The sequence below is a fragment of the Amycolatopsis antarctica genome (assembly GCF_002262875.1).
Classification (GTDB): domain Bacteria; phylum Actinomycetota; class Actinomycetes; order Mycobacteriales; family Pseudonocardiaceae; genus Amycolatopsis; species Amycolatopsis antarctica.
Window position 1 is genome coordinate 73,047 of record NZ_NKYE01000012.1, and the last position, 15,231, is coordinate 88,277.

Consider the following 15,231-nt stretch of genomic DNA (forward strand, 5'->3'; position numbering starts at 1 on the left):
CCATGAAACTGCTCGAACATCAGGGAAAGCAATTGCTCGCAGGCACCGGAATAGCGATTCCGAAAGGACGAGTGGCGACCACCGCCGATGACGCCGCCGCCGCGGCCGTGGCCATCGGCGGGCGGGTCGTGCTGAAGAGTCAGATCGCCTCCGGTAAGCGCGGCAAGTCCGGTGGCATCCTGTTCGCCGACGATCCGGAAACGGCCCGTACGGCGGCGGCCGGACTGCTCGGCAGCGAGATCGGCGGGCACCGGGTCGGCGAAGTGCTCGTCGAGCAGGGTGTCGGCATCGAGACCGAGCTCTATGCCGCGGTGCTCAACGATCCCGGCAGCAAGGGCCCACTCGTTCTGTTCAGCACGTCCGGCGGAATGGACATCGAGGAGACGGGCGCGCGGGAACCCGGGCTGATCCGTTCGCTTCCGGTGGACATCCGCAAGGGCCTCACCGCCGAATCGGTGCGCACACTCATCGGCGAGACCGGATGGCCCGATCGGGTCGACGACGAACTCGTGTCCACACTGCTGGCGCTCTACCGGCTCTACCGCTCACTCGAGGCCGACCTGGTGGAAGTCAATCCGCTGGTCGTCACCGGCGCCGGGGACGTGCTCGCCCTCGATGCCAAGATCTCGCTGGATCCCGGGGCGCTGGTCCGTCACGCCGAGCTCTCGGCCGAGTTCACCACCTCGGCGACCGACCGGGGGACCGAGCTGGAGGAGCGCGGCAAGGAACTCGGTCTGCAGTTCATCGAACTCGACGGATCGGTGGGGATTCTGGCCAACGGCGCGGGGCTCACCATGACCACCCTGGACGCCGTGCACCACTTCGGTGGCCGCCCCGCCAACTTCCTGGAGATCGGCGGGGACGCGTACACGAAGGCCACGCCGGCACTGCGTCTGGTACTGGACAACCCGCGGGTGCGCAGCCTCCTGGTGAACTTCTGCGGCGCCTTCGCGCGTACCGACGTGATGACCGAGGGCGTCGTGAACGCGTTGGAGGAGCTGCGCCCCGACCTGCCCGTGTTCTTCTCGATCCACGGCACGGGTGAGGCCGAGGCGATCCAGCTCGTCTCCGACCGGCTCGGCGACAAGCCCTACGACCGGATGGACGACGCGGTACGGGCCGCGGTACAGGCGGCACAGGGAAAGGCGGCGGGCGAATGATCGTCACCGGTCGGGACACGGTCGTCGTGCAGGGCCTCACCGGACGGCAGGGATCGTTCTGGGCCGAACGGATGGTGGAATGCGGCACGAGCATCGTGGCCGGCGCCAGCCCTGGCAAGGGTGGGCGGGTGGTCGCCGGCATCCCGGTGTACGACTCGGTGGCCGACGCGGCGCTCGAACACGAACTCGACGTCAGCGTGTTGTTCGTCCCGCCGCTGGCGGCGAAGGCCGCCGCGCTCGACGCCATCCGCGCCGGAGTCGGCAAGCTCGTTCTCCTCACCGAGCACGTCCCGTACCAGGACGTGATGTACGTGCTGGCCGAGGCGGCCGAACGCGGAACCCGCGTGCTCGGGCCGAACACCGCCGGCCTCGTCGTGCCCGGGGAGTCCTCGGTGGGCATCATGCCCGGCTTCGCGGCCAACATCTTCCGGCCCGGCCGTGTCGGCGTGCTGTCCCGCAGCGGCAGTCTCGGCACGCTGGTGGCGCTCAACCTGGTCGGCGGCGGCTACGGCCAGTCAGCGTTCATCGGCATCGGCGGGGACCCGATCCTCGGCACCACGACCCTGGACGCGGTGCGCGCGCTCGACGCGGACGACCGTACGGACGCCGTGGTCCTGGTCGGCGAGATCGGTGGCGGCATGGAGGAGGAGGCAGCCGAGTACGTCGCCACCATGACCAAACCCGTGGTCGCGTTCGTCGCCGGGCGCAGCGCGCCACCCGACCGCCGCATGGGCCACGCGGGTGCCATCGTCAGCGGCAGCCGTGGCACCGGAAAGTCCAAAGTAGACGCGCTCACAGGAGCGGGTGCCACCGTGGTCGACGTTCCGAGTCAGATCCCGGAAGCGCTGTGCGCCAAGGGAATCAGCCCAGCTGCCTGATGCTTCGACAGCTACCTTCGAATCCGGCGGTGTAACCGGCGGACAGCGTCGTCCTGGTCGGTGACCGTGTTCGAGCCCGGCGGCATACTCGTCGCCGGGCTCGAACACGTCGACGCCCGGGTCGTCGACTGGACCCATCGACCACGTGTTCACTGGCACTTCTTGCCGGGCCAGCCCTGCCCCATGCTCGATCCGACATCACGAACGGCCGGAAGGAGCGGGCATGAGGATCGGCGTACCCCGGGAGATCAAGAACCACGAGTATCGGGTGGCCGCCACACCGGCGGGTGTCCACGAGTTCACCGCGGCCGGACACGAGGTCGTCATCGAGGCGGGCGCCGGAGCGGGTTCCTCGATTCACGACGACGACTACCTGGCCGCCGGGGCGAAGGTGCTCCCCCACGCCGACGACGTGTGGGAATCCGCGGACCTGGTGCTGAAGGTGAAGGAGCCGGTCGCCGAGGAGTACCACCGGCTCCGCGCCGGCCAGTTGCTCTTCACCTACCTGCACCTCGCCGCGAGCGAGCCCTGCACGCGGGCCCTGCTGGACGCGGGCACCACTTCGGTCGCGTACGAGACGGTCCAGTCGCCCGACGGTTCGCTGCCCTTGCTGTATCCGATGAGCGAGGTCGCGGGCCGGCTCGCTCCCCAGGTCGGCGCCCAGACGCTGATGCGCGCCAACGGCGGGCGCGGTGTGCTCATCGGCGGCGTGTCGGGTGTGCCGCCGGCGAGGGTCGTGGTGATCGGCGCGGGCGTCGCCGGGATGAACGCCGTCGCGGTGGCCGCGGGAAACTGGGCCGAGGTGGTGCTGTTCGACAAGAACGTGGACAAGTTGCGGGCGGCCGACCGGATGTACCAGGGCCGCATCCGGACAGCCGCGGCGCTGGAGGCCGACCTGGTGATCGGGGCCGTCCTGGTGCCGGGCGCGAAGGCGCCCAGCCTCGTGTCCAACGAGCTGGTCTCCCGGATGAAGCCGGGCAGCGTGCTGGTGGACATCTCGATCGACCAGGGTGGTTGCTTCGCCGATTCCCGGCCGACGACGCACGCCGATCCGACGTTCCGGGTGCACGACTCGGTCTTCTACTGCGTCGCCAACATGCCGGGAGCCGTGCCGCACACCTCGACGCACGCACTGACCAACGTCACGCTCCCCTACGCGCTGGAAATCGCGAACAGGGGACTCCGCGACGCGATCCGGCACGCGCCGGAGCTGCGCGGCGGCGTCAACACCGTGAACGGCGCACTCACCCACGCGCCGGTGGCCTTGGCCCACGGTCTCTCCCCGAGCGTCGTCGAGGACGCTCTGGGCTGACGGCCAGGGTGCGCGCCGACCGGGTATCCGGTTACGTTCGGGCACCCGGCCGCGCGGGCTATGCGGGTAGGCCATTGGAGAAGCAGTGCCACGAACGCTGATCGAGATCGACAGGTCGTCCGGTGAACCGCTCTACCGGCAGGTGCGGCAGGCGATCGAGCACGGCATCGCGGTCGGCACCTTCGACCCGGTCCACCGGCTGCCCAGCTCCCGCGAACTCGCCGCGGACCTCGGTGTCTCCCGCAACACGATCAACCTGGCCTATCAGGAACTGGTCGCCGAGGGGTTCGTGGAGAGCAGGGAGCGCAGCGGGCTGTTCGTCAACTCGGAGATGCGGCCGCACAGTGCGGCACTGGAGTGGGCGACCCACCCGCGGATAGATTGGTCCTCGCGGGTCCGCCGGTATCCCGACGCCGACGTGCCGCACATCGAGAAGCGGGTGGACTGGCACGCCTACCCGTACCCGTTCCTCGCCGGGCAGGTCGACGTGACCGCCTTTCCCGCGCAGTCCTGGACGCGCTGCCTGCGCGATGCGCTGTACCAGCCACACGTGTTCCACAGCCTCCAGGACAGCATGGGCACCGACGACCCGATGCTGGTCGACATGATCCGCAGGCACCTGCTGACCTCGCGGGGTATCGAGGCGAGCGCCTCGGAGGTGCTGATCACCGTCGGTTCCCAGCAGGGACTCGATCTGCTGGGCCGGGTCCTGCTGGGACACGACCAGGTGGTCGCGATGGAGAATCCGGGGTATCTGGACGCGCGGCACATCTTCCTGCGGACCGGGGCCTCGATGGTCGGTATCGACGTGGACACCAGCGGTATGCGCCCGCCCGAATCGCTGGACGGGGTCGACCTGCTGTATCTCACTCCCAGCCACCACCATCCGACGAACGCCACGCTGAGCATCGGCAGGCGCAGGCAGTTGCTGTCGCTGGCCGCCTCGGCGGGCACCGTGGTCGTCGAGGACGACTACGACAGCGAATTCCGGTACCAGGGCAGGCCGACGCCGGCGTTGAAGGCGCTGGACGGCACCGGTGACGCCGTGTACCTCGGCACGTTCTCGAAGTTCCTCTCCCCCGGATTACGGCTGGGGTACCTCGTCGGGCCGAGTGAACTGGTACGTGAACTGCGGGAGGTTCGGCGGTACGTGCTGCGCCACCCTCCCGGGCACCTGCAGCGGGCGCTGGCACTGCTCATCGACAGCGGCGAGTACCACCGTTCGCTGCGGCGCTACCGGATGAAGCTGATGCGCAAATGGGAGGCGACGTGCAGTGCCGTCAACGAACATCTGCCGTGGCGGCAGGGCGCCTACCCGCCCGGCGGGGTGAGCCTGTGGATGACCGGTCCGTCCGGACTGGACTGCCGCGCACTGGTCGAACGCGCCGAGCGTGACGGCGTTCTGATCGAACCCGGCGACATCTTCTTCGCCGGCGATGACCCGCCCCGCAACCATTTCCGGATCGGGTTCGCCGCGGCACCGCAGCGGGCCATCGAGCCGGGAATCAGGCTGCTCGGTGCCGCGTGTGTGGAACTGCTCGGTTCCGAAGGCGATCCGTCCGCCACCCGGCCGTAGCGCGCCGTGGCGGTTGTTCGGCGGGCGCGTCTCGCGCCGAGGGTCGGGCGCCTGGGCTCAGCGGCGGGAACGCCGCGCCAGCAGGCCGACGATCTCGCCGAACATCGCGTACCCCCGCCCGATCGACGTGTCGAGAATGCGGGAGCTCCCGAAGTACTCGCTGAGATCGAGACCGACCCCGATCCCGTGGATCTCCTGCCCCGACCGCTCCAGCCCGGCGACCACCTCGGCGAGGTGGTGCTCGAGGTACCGCGGGTCGTTGGCGAGATTCGTGGCGCTGTCCATCGGGCTTCCGTCGGACACCACGATGAGCACGGAGCGATCACTTTCTCGCCGACGCGCGCGGGCGGCCGCCCACGCCACCGCCTCACCGTCCACGCCCTCGCGGAAGAGGTCGGCCTTGAGCAACCCCGCGATCCCCGAACGGGCCCGGCGCCACGGGGTGCCGGCGTCCTTGAACACGATGTGGCACTGCTCGTTGAGCCGCCCGGGATGGCGCGGCCGTCCGGCGCGCGACCAGTCCCGCCGGGCGCGGCCACCGTTCCACGCACCGGTGGTGAACCCGAGGATCTCGCAGCGCCCGCCCGCCTGTTCGACGGCACGGGCGAAGACGTCGACCAGCACGGCGACCGCTTCGCGATGGTGCTTCATCGACCCGGAGCAGTCGATCAGGAAGGTGACGAGCACGTCGGCGACGGGCTCGATCCGCTCGGTGCGGAACAGCCGCCGTTCGGTCGGCGAGCTGATGAGCTGAGCCAGCGCGCGAGCGTCGACCAGGCCCTCCTCCTGCCCGCCGTCCCAGCCGGCGGGAGTGGGTTCGGCCAGCACCGCCGTGAGTTCGCGGGCGAGCCGACCGGCGTTCACGCCCTGCGCGGCGACCCGTCTGTCCAGTTGCTCCCGGTAGTCACGCAGCAGGGCCGGCCGCACCAGGCCGACGGCCGCCCGCTGCCGGTCGTATGCGGTGGTGAAGGCGCGGTAGCCCGCCCTCGATCCGGCGAGCACGGCGCTTCGCCCGAGACCGGCTCTGGGGGCCTGCTCGCCGTCCCCGGCACCCTCCTCGTCGAAGTCCACCAGCAGGGTGGGCCGGGCGACGTCACGGTCCTCGTCTGCGGTCTCGGCACCGGAGACGCCACCGCCGTCGCGGATCAGCCCGCCGACCGCCGAGGCGATCGACAGCGCGTGGACGGCGAACCGCTCCTGGTCATGCCGGTGGCGGCGCAACCCGGCCAGATCGTGCCCGATCATCGGGGCCAGCGACGCCCGGGTGACCTCGAGCAGGTCGTCGGTCTCCGCCAGAACGGGCACCCGGGTGAGCCGGGAGCGGCACACCTGCGCGACGGTGTAGAACAGCAGACCCCATTCGGTCTCGGTCAGTCCGGCCCGGTGGAAGTCGGTCGACCACTGTTCGAACCGGCGCCGCACGTTCGCGCGCACACCCGGCAGCGAGTCGGGTGCGAGCGACTCCACGCGGAACTGTTCGAGTAGCTCGAAGATCACGCGCTCGACCGGATCGGCGGGCCGGAGCCGCCGGTGCAGCACCGCGTCGGAACCCAGCAGCCGCAACGCCACGCCGTCCGCCACACCGCGGAGCGACGCGAGATCGCCGTCATCGTCCGCGAGCCGGAGGTGCGGGGCGCAGGAGGGCACCGGTTGCCGCCCGCGGTACGGGCGGTGCCCACGGAAGCACAACTCCCGTTCGCCACTCAGTGCCCGCATGGTGGCCGCGCTCAGTTCCTCGACCCGCTGACGGCGCCGCGCCAGGGCCTGCTCGGTGTTCACGCCGTGGCGGCGAGCGCGCGGGACCCGTCGAGCTCGCGGCCGAAGCAGCGTTGGAAGTACTCCGCCACGAGGGGACGCTCCGCGTCGTCGCACTTGTTCAGGAACGACAGCCGGAAGGCGAGCGCGGTGTCGCCGAAGATGTCGACGTTCTCCGCCCAGGTGATCACCGTGCGCGGTGACATCAGCGTCGAGAGGTCGCCGGCCTCGAACCCTTTCCGGGTGAGCTGCGCGAGCGCGACCATCGCGGCCACCTGTTCCCGCCCCGCGTCGTCCGCGAAGGAGGTGACGCGGGACCGCACGATCTCGATCTCCTCGGGCGCGGGCAGGTGGTTGAGCGACGCGACGATGTCCCAGCGGTCGATCTGCGCGTGGTTGAGGCGCTGCGCGCCGTGGTACATCCCGTTGAGGTTCCCGAGGCCGACGGTGTTGGCCGTGGCGAACAGCCGGAACGAGGGATGCGGCCGTAGCACCCGGTTCTGGTCCATCAGCGTGAACTTGCCGTCCCGCTCGAGCAGCCGCTGGATGACGAACATGACGTCGGGGCGCCCGGCGTCGTACTCGTCCAGGACGAGTGCGACCGGCCGCCGCAGCGCCCACGGCACGATTCCTTCCTGGAACTCGGTGACCTGCCTGCCCTCGCGCAACACGACGGCGTCCCGGCCGACCAGGTCGAGTCTGCTCAGCTGCCCGTCGAGGTTGACCCGGACACACGGCCAGTTGAGCCTCGCGGCGACCTGTTCGATGTGCGTGGACTTGCCGGTCCCGTGCAGGCCCTGCACCAGCACGCGACGGTTGTGCGTGAACCCGGCGAGCAGCGCCGAGGTGACATCGGGATTGAACCGGTACGCCTCGTCGATCTCGGGCACGTGCTCCGCGGGCTCGGCGAAACCGGAGACCACGAGGTTCGAGTCGATGCCGAAGACCTCACGTGCCTCGAGCCGAACGTCCGGGCGGGTGAGCGGGACGTCGTTCGTCATGTTCTGCGTGCTCCTCGCGGCGGGGTCAGGAAGGGATCGTGTCGGCCGATTCCGGGGCGCCTTCGGCTTCCACCCTGCGGATCGACTCGGCGGCGCGCTGCAGGGCGGGCAGCAACTGCAGCGCCTTGTCGGGAGTGAGACGCATGACGGGTGCCTGCGCCGCGACGCAGAGGTTCGAGCGACCCGCGTCGTTCGGCACGAGCACGGCGACGCAGACCAGACCGGGAAGGAACTCTTCGTCGTCCACGGCGAAACCATCCCGGCGGATGCGGGCGAACTCGTCCTCCAGCGCGTCCAGGTCGGTCACGGTCTTCGGCGTGTACCGCTTCAACGGCGAGTGCGCGAGAAGTTTGCGCCGCTGCGCCGGGCTCATCTGCGACAGGATCATCTTCCCGCTCGCCGAGCAGTGCACCGGCACCCGGGACCCGGGACGCAGGTAGAAGCGCAATGGCTCGGGGGTCTCCACACGGTCGAGGTAGACGATCTCGTTGCTGGAGAGAGCGGTGATGTTGCAGCTCTCCCCCAGCTCGTCGACCAGGTGTCGCAGCACGCCGTGGCGCGCACCGTGATGTACGGCGTTGAGCAGCAGGTTCTCGGCCAGCCGACGCAGCCGCGTGCCGGTCCCGTAGTGCCTGCCGTCCGCCTGGCGGATGAGCAGGCCCGCGCCTTCGAGCTGCTGGAGCATGCGATGCAGCGTCGGCTTGGGGATGCCGGTCTCCTCGGCGAGCCCCTGCAGCGATACGAGCTGGTCCCTCGCGGCGATCAACTCCAGCAGGGAGAACAGCCGCATCGTGGGCGTGTCACCGTTCACCCCGGTGGGGTCGGTTTCCCGAATCAGTTCCACGGCACCTCCTGGGTTGTTCCGAAAATTAGCACATCTGGTCTCGTTTTTTCAATGAAGGCCGTTGACGGCACCCAAGGGTGCCCCTATCGTCGGGACTATCCCACTTTCAGGAACGTCTTGTATCGATTTTTGAACGTGGCTACTGGATTTGAGCCGTCGAAGGAGCGCAAGCATGAGTCAGAACCAGGCGGACGTCAGCCGCACCGTGGCCGAGGGTCCCCAGAAGATGACGCCCTCCGAGGCGTTCGTCGAGACGATGGTCGCCAACGGCGTCACCGACATCTTCGGCATCATGGGCTCCGCCTTCATGGACGCGATGGACATCTTCGCCCCAGCCGGCATCCGCCTGGTACCCGTCGTCCACGAGCAGGGCGCCGGCCACATGGCCGACGGCTACGCCCGCGTGAGCGGCAGGCACGGCGTCGTGATCGGGCAGAACGGCCCCGGCATCAGCAACTGCGTCACCGCCGTGGCCGCGGCGTTCTGGGCCCACAGCCCCGTCGTCGTCGTGACTCCCGAGACGGGCACCATGGGGATGGGACTCGGCGGCTTCCAGGAGGCCAACCAGCTGCCGATGTTCCAGGAGTTCACCAAGTACCAGGCGCACGTGAACAATCCGAAGCGGATGGCCGAGCTGACCGGGCGCGCGTTCGACCGGGCGATGTCGGAGATCGGGCCCACCCAGCTCAACATCCCGCGCGACTACTTCTACGGCGAGATCGAGGCCGAGATCCCGCTCCCGCAGCGTCTCGACCGCGGCGCGGGCGGCGCACGCAGCCTCGACGAGGCGGCCGAACTGCTGGCACAGGCCGAATTCCCCGTCATCATCTCCGGCGGCGGCGTCGTGATGGCCGACGGCGTCGGAGAATGCGCGGCGCTCGCCGAGCGGCTCGGCGCCCCCGTCGTCAACAGCTACCTGCACAACGACTCGTTCCCGGCCAGCCACCCGCAGTGGTGCGGCCCGCTCGGCTACCAGGGCTCCAAGGCGGCGATGAAGCTGATCGCCAAGGCGGACGTCGTGGTCGCGCTGGGGTCCAGGCTCGGACCGTTCGGCACCCTGCCGCAGCACGGCATGGACTACTGGCCGAAGGACGCGAAGATCATCCAGATCGACGCCGACCACAGGATGCTCGGACTGGTCAAGAAGATCAGCGTTGGCATCTGCGGTGACGCCAAGGACGCGGCGCTGGCGCTCACCGAGCGGCTGACCGGGAGAACCCTCGCCTGCGACACCACCCGCGACACCCGCGCCGCCGACATCAGGGCGGAGAAGGACGCATGGGAGGCCGAGCTCGACGAGTGGACCAACGAGGTCGACTCCTACAGTCTCGACGTCATCGCGGAGGCCGAGCAGGAGGAGGGCAACTGGCTGCACCCGCGCGAGGTACTGCGCGAACTGGAGAAGGCGATGCCGGAGCACGTCATGGTCTCCACCGACATCGGCAACATCAACTCCGTCGCCAACAGTTACCTGCGTTTCGAGGAACCGCGCAGCTTCTTCGCCCCGATGAGTTTCGGCAACTGCGGTTACGCGCTGCCCACCATCATCGGCGCCAAGGCCGCCGCACCGGACCGTCCCGCCATCTCGTACGCGGGCGACGGCGCCTGGGGCATGAGCATGGGCGAGATCATGACCGCCGTACGGCACGACATCCCCGTCACCGCCGTGGTCTTCCACAACCGGCAGTGGGGTGCCGAGAAGAAGAACCAGGTCGACTTCTACAACCGCAGGTTCGTCGCCGGTGAGCTGGAGAGCGAGAGCTTCGCCGGGATCGCGCAGGCGATGGGCGCAGACGGCGTCGTCGTGGAGAAACTGGAGGACGTCGGCCCGGCACTGCGGAAGGCCGTGGACGCCCAGATGAACGAGGGCCGGACGACGGTCGTCGAGATCATGTGCACCCGGGAGCTGGGTGACCCGTTCCGCCGTGACGCGCTGTCCAAGCCCGTCCGCTTCCTGGAGAAGTACAAGGACTACGTGTAAGGCAGGGACTACGTATAAACCCCTGCGTAGCAACATATCGGCCCGGGTCGCGGTCTCCGCGACCCGGGCCGGCCTGTTCCCGCTCATCGGTCTGGCCCTGTTGACAGGCGCCTTTCTGGCTCTGGGCCGGGACCAGTACGGCTGCCATGGTCCACGTACCGGATATCGAGGGATATCGAGCAGCCGACAGGAGGTTTCAGGTGAACATCACGGAGTTGCGGGCGAACGCCCGCCGTCACCTTGGTCCGCACTTCACTCGCAAGGACGCCTGGGCACGTGACTTTCCCGTGTTCGTGAGAGGCGAGGGCTGCTACCTGATCGACACCGAGGGGCGCCGCCACCTCGACGGGCTGTCCGGACTGTTCTGCGTCAACATGGGCCACGGTCGCACCGACGTGGCCCGCGCGGCGGCCGAGCAGATTGGCAACCTCGGATACGCCAGCAACTGGGGCTCCGCCCACGTGCCCGCCATCGAGGCGGCGACGCTGATCGCCGAACTCGCGCCCGGCGATCTGGGTACCACGTACTTCGTGAACTCTGGGTCCGAGGCCGTGGAAGCGGCGCTGAAATTCGCGCGGCAGTACCACCGCAGCCAGGGCGCCCCGCAACGCACCAAGATCATCAGCCGGGAGATGGCGTACCACGGCACGACCATGGGTGCCCTTTCCGTCACGGCGCTGCCGAAGATCAAGGACCCGTTCGGCCCGCTGCTGCCCGGAATGCGGCATGTGCCGAACACGCTGGGCCACGTCGGAGACCGCGGCCCGGCAGACGAACTCGACTGCGTCACGGCGATCGAGGCCGCCATCTTCGACGAGGGCCCGGAGACGATCGCCGCGGTCTTCGCCGAGCCGGTGCAGAACGGCCGCGGTGCGCTGGTCCCGCCGGACGGCTACTGGCCGGCACTGCGGGCGCTCTGCGACAAGTACGGCATCCTGCTCGTCTCCGACGAGGTGATCTGCTCGTTCGGCCGCCTCGGCCACTGGTTCGGGCACGGCCTGACCGGTGTCGTACCGGACATGATCACCTTCGCCAAGGGTTCGACCTCCGGCTATGCGCCGCTGGGCGGCCTCATCGTCCGCGAGCGGCTGGTCACCGAGCTCAACGACTCGCCGCTGGGCGGAACGTTCAGCCACGGCGCGACCTGGGGCGGACATCCGGTCTCCACGGCGGTGGCGGTCGCCAACATCTCGGCGATGCGTGACGAGAACGTGCTGGGCAACGTGAGGGCCCGGGGGCCGGAACTGCACGCGGCCCTGCGTTCCCTGCAGGACTCACACCGCTGCGTCAAGGACGTCAGGGGCACCGGCTTCTTCTACGCCGTCGAGTTGATGGCCGACAGTGCCACCGCGCGCGAGCTCACCGAGGAGGAGGCGGGCAAGGTGTTGCGGGACGTTCTGCCGGAAGCGTTCCGCCGAACCGGCGTCATCCTCCGCGGAGACGACCGTGGCGCGACGATGCTGATGATCTCGCCGCCGCTGGTCGCCGATGCGGAAGTGCTCGACGAGCTGCTGTACGGCGTCGACGCCATGCTCACCGATGTGGAGAAGGCCGTGCAACCGTAGAGTCCGCGTACCCGAATCGGATCCGAAGGGGCCGCCGGTGGAATGGAACCGGCGGCCCCTTCGGCTTCTCGCGTGCCCGGCGCGGTGTGTCCACCGGGGACGGTTCGGATCACCCCGGGAGCCGTACCGAACGGACACCTCGCACGGGCGCGCGTCGGGCCCAGGACGCCCGGGACCCGGCGCGCGGAACCGGATGTCAGCCGAGCAGCGCCAAGGTACCGAAGGCGACGCCACCTACCAGCAGTGTGGAGAGCAGTCCCAACAGGAGCGCCCGTCCGCCCGTCCGGACCAGTTTGCCGATCCGGACGGCGCAGCCCAGACCGAACAACGCACCGGCAAGCAGCAGGGTGCACAGGAGCTTGGCCCCATCGAGAACGGCCGAAGGCAGGATTCCGGTGCTGCGCAACGCGACCATGGCGAGGAAGCCGAGCACGAACAGCGGAACCAGTGGTGCGCGCTTGCCTTGCGCGGCGGGCCTGCGCCTGCGCTCGTAGACGCTCACGGCCGCGACCATCGGGGCCAGCAGGACCACACGGCTGAGCTTCACCACGACGGCCACGGCGAGGGCCGCGGCACCGGCGGGCGTGGCCGCCGCGACGACCTGCGCGACCTCGTGCACGCTCATTCCGGCCCAGCTACCGAGGTCCTCTCCGGTGAGACCCACCCAGTCGCCGATCAGCGGGACGGCGGCAATGGCAAGGCCGCCATAGAACGTCACCAGCGCGATGGCGGTGGCCACGTCCGAGTCCTCACGTTCGACCACGCCTTCCATCGCGGCGATCGCCGACGCCCCACAGATCGAGAAGCCGGTCGCGACCAGCATCGCCAGCCCCCGGGGCACCCCTACCAGCCTGCCCAGCCCGATCGTTCCGAGGAAGCTGATGGCGACCGTGAGCAGCACCGCGATCAAGGTGCCCGGCCCCAGGTCGAGTACCGCGGGCAACGCGAGCTGCAGGCCCAGGAGCACGACCCCGGCTCGCAGCAACCGCTTGGTGACTTTTCCGATCGACTGCCGGGTGGCTTCCGGCAACGCGGGGACCGAACCGGTGATCACGCCGAGCACGACAGCCGCGGTGAGTGCGCTGATCACCGGGAAGATCGAACTCGCCACATAGGCGAGAACGAGCCCGAAGCCGGTGATCGCCAGCGCCGCGAGGAGCGGTCGAGCACGCCTGATCTGTGCGATCGTCATGTGCCCGAGTGTGTTCCCGGCCGTCGCCGGTCGCTAGCGGCAAACCATCCCCCAGGTCATAGCCTTTGGGTATGAGTGTTCTTGGTTCTGTCGTCACGAACGCTCGTCGACCGGCCCGGCGGCATTCCTTGTGTCGGTCACCGGGCCCGGCCACCGGCGCACGCGGGTGTCGTGGCCACCCGCGCGGGTAGCCACGGTGACAGACCGGCACGACTGGACCCATCACTTGCGCCGCATCTGGCCCTCGTGCCGAGCCCAGTCCCTTCCTACGGTGACCGGAACCACATCGCAGCGCACTCCGTAACGGGTCGCCGCGTCCCTGTCGGCCTCGCAAGGAGAAGTCATGAGTTCCACCCCTGAGCCGGCTCCGCCGGGCGAGCCGCAGACGTCCGGCCTCAAGCAGGGCCTCAAGCAGCGGCACATGAACCTGATAGCGCTGGGCGGGGTGATCGGCGCCGGTCTGTTCGTCGGCAGTGGGGTCGTCATCCAGTCGGCCGGACCGGCCGCCGTCGTGTCGTTTCTCATCGCCGGTGTGATCACCATTCTGATCATGCGCATGCTGGCCGAGATGACCGTCGCCAGGCCCGCCCTCGGCTCGTTCTACATCTACGCGCGGGAAGCGCTCGGCAAGCGGGCGGGCTTCGCCGTGGGCTGGATGTACTGGTACTTCTTCGTGATCGTCGTGGCGGTCGAGGCGGTCGCCGGTGGCCGCATCCTGCAACTGTGGCTTCCGGACATTCCACTGTGGATACTCAGTCTCGGCCTGTTGTTGATCCTGACGGCGACGAACATGGCGTCGGCGCGCTCGTACGGCGAATTCGAGTACTGGTTCTCCTCGATCAAGGTCGTCGCGATCGTCGTCTTCCTGTTCCTCGGCGCGCTCTACCTATTCGGGATCTGGCCGGGTTCGGACGGCGGCGTCGGAAACCTGGTCTCCCACGGTGGTTTCGCCCCGATGGGCACCGGAGCGGTGCTGGCCGCGGTCGTACCGTGTGTCGGTTTCTACACCGGGGCGGAGATCGTCACGATCGCCGCCGCGGAATCCGCCGAACCGAAGAAGGCGATCGCCAAGGCGATGCGGTCCATCATCTTCCGCGTGGTCCTGTTCTACGTGGGGTCGGTTTTCGTCGTCGTGGCCGTGAAATCGTGGGACTCACCGGAAACCGGGGTCAGTCCGTACGCGGCGGTGCTCGACGTGCTCGGCATCCCGGCCGTGGCGACGATCATGAACGGGATCGTGCTGACCGCCGTGCTCTCATGCCTCAACTCCGCGCTGTACACCTCGTCGAGGATGTTGTTCGCGTTGACCTCCAACGGCGACGCGCCCCAGGCGTTCACTCGGCTGTCCCGCAGCGGGGTCCCGCGGCGCGCGATCGTCGCGGGAACGCTCGTGGGGTACGCGTCCGTCGTCGCCGCCTACACCTCGCCGGACCTGATCTTCCAGTTCCTGGTCAACTCCTACGGCGCCGTCGCGTTGTTCGTGTACCTGGCCATCGCGCTCGCACAGGTACGCCTGCGCAAACGGATCGAACGGGAGAACCCCGGGGGCCTGGAGATGAGGATGTGGCTCTTCCCCTGGCTGAGCTACGCCACCATCGCGTTGATGGGCACCGTGATCCTCGCGATGGCGTTCCTGCCGGCGAGCCGATCCCAGTTCTGGCTCAGCGCGTTGACGCTCGCGCTGATTCTGATCTGCTACCAGGTCCGCAAGCGCCGCGGCGAGCGTCCGTCCGTTCCACCGGCCGGTCCGGCCGAGGACCCCACCGGCGGGAATCGCGAGCACAGGGACGAGGCGCCGGCGTCGGCCACCGAGCCACCCCGGCCGAGTTGATTCCATCCTGGGTTCGTGGTCGCGCGCACCTGACCCGGTCAGGGACCCGGCTACCTCGACCGGCATGTCCATCTCGGGCATTCGTGGCGGCCACGGCGGTGACGAGACCGGTGAGGTCGCTACGCTCGGGCCGATC

General features: G+C 69.0%; 11 protein-coding genes. 7 read left to right on the forward strand and 4 right to left on the reverse strand.

Annotated elements, in window-relative coordinates; translation table 11 throughout:
• Positions 1–2 precede the first annotated feature (2 nt).
• The 4 genes from CFN78_RS19015 (at position 3) to pdxR (ending at position 4,926) form a co-directional block, all read left to right on the forward strand.
• On the forward strand, positions 3–1,160 hold the full coding sequence (locus tag CFN78_RS19015; protein WP_094864193.1) for a succinate--CoA ligase subunit beta: 1,158 nt from the start codon (positions 3–5) through the stop codon (positions 1,158–1,160).
• Positions 1,157–2,038 (forward strand): succinate--CoA ligase subunit alpha, encoded by an 882-nt coding sequence (locus CFN78_RS19020; protein ID WP_094864194.1) that lies wholly within the window; start codon positions 1,157–1,159, stop codon positions 2,036–2,038. The genes CFN78_RS19015 and CFN78_RS19020 overlap by 4 nt, the downstream gene beginning before the upstream one ends.
• Positions 2,039–2,261: 223 nt before the next feature.
• Entirely contained in the window at positions 2,262–3,350 is a 1,089-nt protein-coding gene (ald, locus tag CFN78_RS19025; RefSeq protein ID WP_094864195.1) for an alanine dehydrogenase, read from the forward strand.
• Between the two features lie 85 nt (positions 3,351–3,435).
• Complete coding sequence (gene pdxR, locus CFN78_RS19030) at positions 3,436–4,926, forward strand: MocR-like pyridoxine biosynthesis transcription factor PdxR (RefSeq protein ID WP_094864196.1); 1,491 nt, start codon at positions 3,436–3,438, stop codon at positions 4,924–4,926.
• 57 nt (positions 4,927–4,983) lie between these two features.
• Here the strand turns inward: pdxR and CFN78_RS19035 are convergent, their stop codons facing one another.
• Genes CFN78_RS19035 through CFN78_RS19045 form a run of 3 tightly spaced genes read right to left on the reverse strand, consistent with a single transcriptional unit; the run spans position 4,984 to position 8,526 of the window.
• Positions 4,984–6,705 (reverse strand): cobaltochelatase CobT-related protein, encoded by a 1,722-nt coding sequence (locus tag CFN78_RS19035; RefSeq protein ID WP_205660569.1) that lies wholly within the window; start codon positions 6,703–6,705, stop codon positions 4,984–4,986.
• The gene (locus tag CFN78_RS19040) at positions 6,702–7,682 is read right to left on the reverse strand and encodes an AAA family ATPase (RefSeq protein ID WP_094864197.1); all 981 of its coding nucleotides are present in this window, start codon (positions 7,680–7,682) and stop codon (positions 6,702–6,704) included. The genes CFN78_RS19035 and CFN78_RS19040 overlap by 4 nt, the downstream gene beginning before the upstream one ends.
• Before the next feature lie 25 nt (positions 7,683–7,707).
• Positions 7,708–8,526 carry an IclR family transcriptional regulator gene (locus CFN78_RS19045; RefSeq protein WP_094864198.1) on the reverse strand — a complete coding sequence of 273 codons (819 nt, stop codon included), beginning with the start codon at positions 8,524–8,526 and terminating at the stop codon, positions 7,708–7,710.
• Between the two features lie 172 nt (positions 8,527–8,698).
• Between CFN78_RS19045 and xsc the strand changes: the two genes are divergently transcribed.
• Together xsc and CFN78_RS19055 are read left to right on the forward strand one after the other, a co-directional pair.
• The gene (gene xsc, locus CFN78_RS19050; protein WP_094864199.1) at positions 8,699–10,507 is read left to right on the forward strand and encodes a sulfoacetaldehyde acetyltransferase; all 1,809 of its coding nucleotides are present in this window, start codon (positions 8,699–8,701) and stop codon (positions 10,505–10,507) included.
• Between the two features lie 200 nt (positions 10,508–10,707).
• Complete coding sequence (locus CFN78_RS19055; protein ID WP_094864200.1) at positions 10,708–12,072, forward strand: aspartate aminotransferase family protein; 1,365 nt, start codon at positions 10,708–10,710, stop codon at positions 12,070–12,072.
• Between the two features lie 196 nt (positions 12,073–12,268).
• Here the strand turns inward: CFN78_RS19055 and CFN78_RS19060 are convergent, their stop codons facing one another.
• Entirely contained in the window at positions 12,269–13,264 is a 996-nt protein-coding gene (locus CFN78_RS19060) for a YeiH family protein (protein WP_094864201.1), read from the reverse strand.
• A 421-nt stretch (positions 13,265–13,685) separates the two neighbouring features.
• On the opposite strand from CFN78_RS19060, the gene CFN78_RS19065 reads away from it, so the two are divergent.
• Positions 13,686–15,095 carry an amino acid permease gene (locus CFN78_RS19065; RefSeq protein ID WP_205660581.1) on the forward strand — a complete coding sequence of 470 codons (1,410 nt, stop codon included), beginning with the start codon at positions 13,686–13,688 and terminating at the stop codon, positions 15,093–15,095.
• Positions 15,096–15,231 lie beyond the last annotated feature (136 nt).

What these genes read in the sequence shown, in the direction of transcription:
- CFN78_RS19015 (WP_094864193.1), top strand. Translation starts at nt 3, where the DNA reads ATGAAACTGCTCGAACATCAGGGAAAGCAATTGCTCGCAGGCACCGGA.
- CFN78_RS19020 (WP_094864194.1), top strand. Translation starts at nt 1,157, where the DNA reads ATGATCGTCACCGGTCGGGACACGGTCGTCGTGCAGGGCCTCACCGGA.
- ald (WP_094864195.1), top strand. Translation starts at nt 2,262, where the DNA reads ATGAGGATCGGCGTACCCCGGGAGATCAAGAACCACGAGTATCGGGTG.
- CFN78_RS19040 (WP_094864197.1), bottom strand. Translation starts at nt 7,682, where the DNA reads ATGACGAACGACGTCCCGCTCACCCGCCCGGACGTTCGGCTCGAGGCA.
- xsc (WP_094864199.1), top strand. Translation starts at nt 8,699, where the DNA reads ATGAGTCAGAACCAGGCGGACGTCAGCCGCACCGTGGCCGAGGGTCCC.
- CFN78_RS19060 (WP_094864201.1), bottom strand. Translation starts at nt 13,264, where the DNA reads ATGACGATCGCACAGATCAGGCGTGCTCGACCGCTCCTCGCGGCGCTG.
- CFN78_RS19065 (WP_205660581.1), top strand. Translation starts at nt 13,686, where the DNA reads ATGAACCTGATAGCGCTGGGCGGGGTGATCGGCGCCGGTCTGTTCGTC.